Below are 5295 nucleotides of genomic sequence, written 5' to 3'. Positions count from 1 at the left end.
GCATTCGGGTTGCGGTTGCCGGACTGGGCCGATGCGCTGAAGCTGTGCCTGAGTGAGTAACTTGAATCAGAATTCCGGGGTTCAGGAGCAGACCGGTGTCGTGATTGTGTTCTACCGGCCGGATAGCGGTTGCGTAGTCCGTGCGAACCGGCTCGCCAAAGTATGGCCATGCGTGGTGGTGGATAACACGGAGAGCATCAGTGCGCCGGAAGCGCTCGGGCTCGACGCGCGTATCGACTATGTCGCGAACGGCGCCAATCTTGGCATCGCGACGGCGCTCAACCAGGGCATCGAACGGCTGGCCGCGGCGAACTGTACGTCGGTATTGCTGTTCGATCAGGATAGCGAGCCGTCAGACGAATTGCTGGTCGAACTGCCTCGGACAATGGCGGCCGAGCGCATGCGTAATCGTCGCGTGGCGCTCGTCGGCCCCGCGTACGAGGATGCGCGATTGGGCGGCGTCGCGCCGTTCGTCCGCTTCGGGTACGTGAAGCTGCGCCGGGTTCAGCCGGACGGTGTGCAACCGGTCGAGGTCGACTTTCTGATTACGTCGGGATCGTGCGTGAATCTGGCTGTATGGCGCGACATCGGCCCGATGGACGATTCGCTGTTCATCGACTTCGTCGACCTCGAATGGTGTGTCCGCGCGCGCTCGAAGGGGTATTCGGTGCTCGGCGCGCCGGCGTTGCGGTTGAAGCATGAACTGGGCGGCGAGCCGGTGAAGGTGTTCGGGCGGAGTTACCCGGGGCACAGCGCGGTTCGGCACTACTATCTGTTCCGCAACGCGATCGCGCTGATCCGGCGTTCCTACGTACCCTGGAGCTGGAAGTCGACCGAACTGGTCAAGATGCCGGTCCGGCTTGCGATCTACGCGTTGTTCATGCAGCCTCGCGTGGCGCACCTGCGGCTCTCATTGCTCGGCATCTGGCATGGACTGACCGGGCGCTCGGGGGAGCTGTAATCCATCGATTACGGCAGGTTCCAGGATTTGTCGTCTAACTACTTATTGTTGAAGAATCGCATGCTCACTGTCGCAATTGCAGACCTTAAACAAAGCATCGTGTCCTGGCGGTTATGGACGCTGCTAGGCTGGCTGGAAATCCGGCAGCGCTATGCGCGCTCGCGGGTCGGCCCGTTCTGGCTGACGATCAGCATGGGCGTCATGATCGGGTCGTTGGGCGTCGTCTACGGTACGCTTTTCGGCCAAGACATGCACGCGTATCTGCCGTTCCTGGCAGCGAGTCTTGTGATGTGGGGGCTGCTTTCGCAGACGATTCAGGACGGTAGCGTTGCCTATATCAACAGCGCGTCATACATCAGGCAAATGGCAACCCCAAAGCTGATCTACATGCTGCAGGTGGTGTGGCGAAACCTGATTGTGATGACTCACAACGCCGTGATCATCGTCGTGCTCCTCGCGGTGTTCGGTGTGAAGAGCTGGGAAACTCTGCCATTGTTTATCCCCGGCCTGCTGCTGTACATCCTGAACATTCTCTGGATTGCGATGACGGTTGGTTTGCTGTCTGCACGCTTTCGCGATCTTCCCCAGATCATTTCGGCATTGCTGCAGGTGGCGTTCTACGTGACGCCGATTATCTTTCGTCCCAACGCATTGAACCGCTATACCTTCATCGTCGAGTGGAATCCGCTTGCCTATCTGATCGATGTCGTACGTGGTCCGCTGATCGGGCAGGCGCCGAGTGCGCTGACATGGGGGGTCACGGCCGGTATGGCCGTGGCAGGCTGGATTGTCGCGTTGTGGCTGACCGGTCGTTATGTGAAACGTATCCCGTACTGGGTTTGAGGAGCACGTCGTGGCCTATATCGATTTGAAGAACGTGACGCTCGATTTGCCGATCTATGACGTGCAGGGACGCTCGCTGAAGAAGCAGGTCATGCGCATGGGACGACGCAATCGCATTGCCGAGGGCAGTGATGGCGTAATCGTCGTGCGCGCGCTTGACGACGTCAACGTTCGCTTCGAGCGTGGCGATCGCATTGGACTGATCGGGCACAACGGCGCGGGAAAGTCGACGCTGTTGCGTGTGATGGCGGGCATTTACCCGCCGACAGCCGGCACCGTGTCGCGCAGCGGCAAGGCCGTACCGTTGCTGGATATCAGCCTCGGCATGGATGAAAATTCCACCGGTATGCAGAATATTCGTCTGAGGGGTCTGCTACTCGGGATGTCCGACGCCGAAATCCGCAAGAAACAACAGGATATCGCTGAGTTCTGTGAACTCGGAGACTATCTTGATTTGCCGATTCGTACCTATTCCAGCGGCATGCGGGTTCGCCTTGCATTCGCCGTGTCCACCGCAGTCGATGCGGAAATCCTGTTGCTCGACGAAGTGATGGGCGTGGGCGACGCATCGTTCATGCACAAGGCGGAGGCGCGCTTGGCGGATCTGCATAGTCGTGCCGAGATTGTCGTCCTAGCCATGCATTCCAACAGCGAAATCCGCAAGGTCTGCAACAAGGCGCTGTGGATGGAGCGGGGCCGGATTCGCGCATTCGGCCCGGCCGATGAGGTCGTGTCGCAGTACGAGGCGGCAGTAGCCTGAGTCTCGCCGTTATCCAGATGACATTGTCAAAAATCAGTTCGCTCGTAGGCCGGATCACCGGTGGCAGGAATCTTGGCGCCCTGTTGCGGCAGGGCTATGCCGTCTATCGGCGTGAAGGTTGGGGCGGCGTCAGACGCAAGCTGACGTGGATGATGGCCGGAGCACCTGGGGCGATCGATCCTGAGGATTACGCGAACTGGATAAGTCGACACGATCGGATCGACGACGCAATGCGCGAGGCAATCGCGCGTCGCATCAGCGAGCTTGCAAAAGCACCGCTGATTTCGGTCGTGATGCCGGTCTACAATCCGCGTCCCGAATGGCTGGCGGAAGCGATTGAATCGGTGCGGAGCCAGCTCTATCCTCATTGGGAACTGTGCATCGCCGACGATCGCTCGCCGAACCCGGCGATTCGTCCGCTACTCGAGCGTTATGCCGCATTGGACTCGCGGATCAAGGTGGTATTCCGCGAAACGAACGGCCATATTTCCGCTGCATCGAACAGCGCGCTCGGTCTGGTAACCGGGGAGTGGGTTGCCTTGCTGGATCACGACGATCTTTTGCCGGAGCATGCGCTGTACTGCGTGGCGGATACGATCGAGCGAAATCCGTCAATTCGTCTGATTTATTCGGATGAGGACAAGATCGACGAGGCCGGCAAACGTAGGGATCCGTATTTCAAATGCCAGTGGAACCCCGAGCTGTTTCATTCGCACAATATGTTCAGCCACCTCGGGGTCTACGAGAAAGCACTGCTGGACGAGGTCGGCGGGTTTCGCATCGGCTATGAAGGGTCGCAGGACTACGATCTCGCACTGCGTTGCATCGAGCGCGTCGACGCGAGCGCCATTTGTCATATTCCTCGTGTGCTGTATCACTGGCGTATTCATTCGACCAGCACGTCAAGCGGCGTTGAAGCCAAGCCCTATGCGGCGCTGGTTGGCGAAAAGTCCATCAACGAGCATTTCGGTCGGCTGAAGGCTGCAGCGCATGCCGAATACATCGGATATGGCTATCGCGTTCGGCATGCACTGCCGGCCCAGCTGCCGCTCATTACGCTGATTATTCCGACCCGGAATGCAGTGCACCTGATGCGTCAATGCATCGGTAGCATTCTCGCGCGTACGATTTACGAAAATTACGAGATCCTGATCGTTGACAACGGCTCGGATGACGCGGAAGCACTGCTTTATTTGGAGTCTCTCGTTCAGGATCCTAGAATTCGGGTCTTGAGGGACGATCGACCGTTCAATTACTCGGCGCTGAACAACGCTGCGGTAGCGGCTGCCAACGGCGAGTTTGTTTGTTTGCTCAACAACGACGTCGAAGTCATTTCTCCTGACTGGTTGTCCGACATGGTCGGCCTGGCGCTGCAGCCCGGAGTGGGGGCAGTCGGTGCAAAATTGCTGTATCCGAACGACACCGTGCAGCATGCAGGTCTTGTGTTGGGAATCGTGGGCGTCGCTGGCAATGCGCATAAGCACGTTCCGCGGACGACGCGTGGGTACTTCGGGCGTGCCGGTCTCGTCAGCGCATTCTCTGCGGTGACGGCTGCATGCATGCTGGTGCGCACGTCTATCTACCGGGAAGTCGAGGGGCTGGACGAAAAAAATCTGGCCGTGGCCTACAACGATGTCGATTTCTGCTTGCGCGTCCGCGAGGCGGGCTACCGGAACGTATGGACGCCATTTGCCGAGCTGTATCACCACGAGTCAGCGACACGCGGCCCGGAAACCGATCCATCCAACCAACTGCGATTCCAGCGTGAAACCGCGTACATGATGGGGCGTTGGGGCCAGATGTTGCTGGACGATCCGTGTTACAGCCCGAACCTTACCCTCGATCGTGAGGATTTCAGTCTCGCGTGGCCCCCCAGAGTGGCACCGCTTGCTTAGGTGTCTTGCGAAAACTGATGGCAGTGGTGCACGAAGTGAACTGTCGAACAGATCATTGAGGAAGCACCGGAGAGAATGGAGTTGACGTGAACATCTATCCTGTCGTTTTGTGCGGAGGGAGCGGCACCCGCTTGTGGCCCATGTCGCGCGGCGGATATCCGAAGCAGTACTTGCGGCTGACGGGGAAGCACACACTCGTCCAGCAAACGGTACGCCGACTGGCCGGCATGGCGGACGTGGCCGAGCCGATTGTCGTCGCAAACCAGGATCAGCGCTTTCTGGTCGCCGACCAGTTGCAGGGCATCGGTGTCAAACCGCAGGCTATCGTTCTGGAGCCGATGAAGCGCAATACGGCGCCGGCGGTTGCGGCCGCCGCGCTGATCGCTATCGAGCGCTCGCCGGATGCATTGCTGATGGTCTTGCCGTCGGACCACGTCATTCTTGACACTGCCGTGTTTTCGGAGCTCGCATCGTCGGCAGCCGATATCGCGCGAGAAGGGTATCTCGTGACTTTCGGAATCGAGCCGACGAGCCCTCATACCGGCTACGGTTATATCCGCAGTGGCGCTGCGCTGGACGAAATCGGTCGAGCGTACCGCGTCGACGGATTCACGGAGAAGCCCGATGCCGAAACGGCGGGGCGCTTCCTGGACCAAGGCGGGTATTACTGGAACAGCGGCATGTTCATGCTCAAGGCGTCGGCCTATCTGGAAGATTTGGCCCGCTATACCCCGACGGTACTGGAAAATATCGAGCAAGCGGTTGCGCAGGCCCGGCGGGATGAGGACTTCATACGTTTGGACGCGCAAGCGTTTGCCCCGTGTCCCGATATCTCC

At 59.2% G+C, this 5295-nt stretch carries 5 protein-coding genes; all 5 read left to right on the top strand.

Annotated elements, in window-relative coordinates; genetic code table 11:
- The first annotated feature begins 100 nt into the window (after positions 1-100).
- On the top strand, positions 101-961 hold the full coding sequence (locus JMF90_RS22685) for a glycosyltransferase family 2 protein (RefSeq protein ID WP_054927449.1): 861 nt from the start codon (positions 101-103) through the stop codon (positions 959-961).
- Positions 962-1021: 60 nt separating this feature from the next.
- The gene (locus JMF90_RS22680) at positions 1022-1804 is read left to right on the top strand and encodes an ABC transporter permease (RefSeq protein WP_054927450.1); all 783 of its coding nucleotides are present in this window, start codon (positions 1022-1024) and stop codon (positions 1802-1804) included.
- A gap of 10 nt (positions 1805-1814) precedes the next feature.
- Positions 1815-2564 (top strand): ABC transporter ATP-binding protein, encoded by a 750-nt coding sequence (locus JMF90_RS22675; protein ID WP_012328033.1) that lies wholly within the window; start codon positions 1815-1817, stop codon positions 2562-2564.
- Positions 2565-2581: 17 nt separating this feature from the next.
- Positions 2582-4459, top strand: a complete 1878-nt coding sequence (locus tag JMF90_RS22670) for a glycosyltransferase family 2 protein (RefSeq protein ID WP_054927451.1) — start codon at positions 2582-2584, stop codon at positions 4457-4459.
- Between the two features lie 86 nt (positions 4460-4545).
- The coding region (locus JMF90_RS22665; protein WP_201325453.1) for a mannose-1-phosphate guanylyltransferase at positions 4546-5295 on the top strand (750 nt) is incomplete at its 3' end.

It is taken from the genome of Burkholderia sp. E168m23 (assembly GCF_016586125.1).
Taxonomy (GTDB): Bacteria; Pseudomonadota; Gammaproteobacteria; order Burkholderiales; family Burkholderiaceae; genus Burkholderia; species Burkholderia orbicola.
Note: the sequence above shows the minus strand (reverse complement) of the source record. Positions and strands in the feature narration are given on the sequence as shown.